Origin of the sequence: Saccharopolyspora sp. (assembly GCF_017434145.1) — a bacterium.
GTDB classification, from domain to species: Bacteria; Actinomycetota; Actinomycetes; order Mycobacteriales; family Pseudonocardiaceae; genus Saccharopolyspora_C; species Saccharopolyspora_C galaxeae.
In genome coordinates this window covers 1-1,541 of record NZ_JAFRFW010000583.1, presented here as the reverse complement: position 1 = coordinate 1,541, position 1,541 = coordinate 1, and the positions used below count along the sequence as shown (strand labels likewise).

Genomic DNA, 1,541 nt, shown 5'->3' with positions numbered 1-1,541 from the left:
GATCGTGTCCGTCGACCTGCCCAGCGGTGTCGACCCGATCACCGGTGCGGTCGACGGGCCCGCGGTGCCGGCGGAGCTGACGGTGACCTTCGGCGGCCGCAAGCCGTGCCACGTGCTCAGCGGCGGTGCGGTCCGGTCCGGTTCGGTCGCCGTCGCCGGGATCGGCGTGGACGAGCACCTGCCCGCGCCGGAGCTGTACGTGCTCGAGCGCGCGGACGTGGGCGCCTACTGGCCGATCCCGTCACCGGCGGACGACAAGTACTCCCAAGGCGTGGTGGGCGTCGCGGCGGGTTCGGCGACCTTCCCCGGTGCCGCGGTGCTGGCGACCGGATCGGCGGTGCAGGCGACCTCGGGCATGGTGCGCTACGCCGGTCCGGCCGCGGACGTGGTGCGTTCGCACTGGCCGGAGGTGGTGGCGACCGGCTCGGTCACCGATGCGGGCCGGGTGCAGTCGTGGGCGGTCGGACCGGGCGTCGGCACCGGCGGTAGCGGCCGCGAGGTGATGCGGTACGTGCTGGAGTCCGGCAGGCCGGTGTGCGCGGACGCGGACGCGATCACGCTGCTGGCGGAGGACTCGACGCTGTGGGACTCCCGCGACCCGGAGACCCCGCTGGTGCTGACGCCGCACGACGGTGAGTTCGCGCGGCTGGCAGGCGATGTGGGTGCGGACCGGGTCGCCGCCGCGCGCGACGCCGCGCAGCGCTTCGACGCGGTGCTGCTGCTGAAGGGCAACACGACGGTGATCGCGGCGCCGGACGGGCGGGTGCTGGTGAACGCTTCGGCGCACGCTTGGCCCGCGACGGCCGGTTCGGGCGACGTGCTGACCGGGTTGATCGGCGCGCTGCTGGCTTCCGGGATGGATCCGTGGCTGGCGTGCGGTTGCGCTGCGCACCTGCATTCGGCGGCTGCCGAGCTGGCCGCGTTCGGCGGCGCGGGGCAGGCCGCGCCTTCCGCGGAGGGCGCCGCGCCCATCGGTGCCTCCGCGCTGCTGTCCGCGGTGCCCGCCGCCATCCGCGAGGTCCGCGCCGCCGCCTGACCGGGCTCGGTCCGCAACGGAAGCTCGGCCCGACACGCCCGGACGCCACCTGTTCATCGGCGGATCTTGCCGAGTGAACGGACCGCTGGTCCGAATAGATCGGGCGAACGGTCCGCTCGCTCGGACCTGGCCGGGGGTGCCGACACGCGCGGGCGCCACCCGTTGAGCGCGGTCTTTCGTGGAGTGAACGAACCGCCGGTCCCAGTGGATGGGGCGAGCGGGCGGCGAAGAGCCCGGGGACGCGCCTTGCCGGCGGGGCTGCTGCGGACGGTGTGCGACGATGTCGGCGCCATGACCGAGGAGCCCGTGCACCGCGCCGACCTGCGCATTGACGTCGGCGTGCTTCGCCACAACGTCGCGCTGCTGGCCGAACGCGCCCAACGGTCGGGCGCCCGCACGATGGTCGTGGTGAAGTCCGACGGCTACGGCCACGGCGCGCTCACGATGGCGCGGGCCGCGTTGGACGCGGGCGCTTCCGCGCTGGGCGTCGCGGCGATCGATGAGG

At 74.8% G+C, this 1,541-nt stretch carries 2 protein-coding genes; both read left to right on the top strand.

What is annotated here, in order from left to right:
* Window positions 1–1,036 (top strand): NAD(P)H-hydrate dehydratase (locus IJH84_RS16120; protein ID WP_295145873.1); only part of this gene is annotated, 1,036 nt, incomplete at its 5' end.
* 291 nt (window positions 1,037–1,327) lie between these two features.
* Window positions 1,328–1,541 (top strand): alanine racemase (locus IJH84_RS16115; RefSeq protein ID WP_295145871.1); only part of this gene is annotated, 214 nt, incomplete at its 3' end.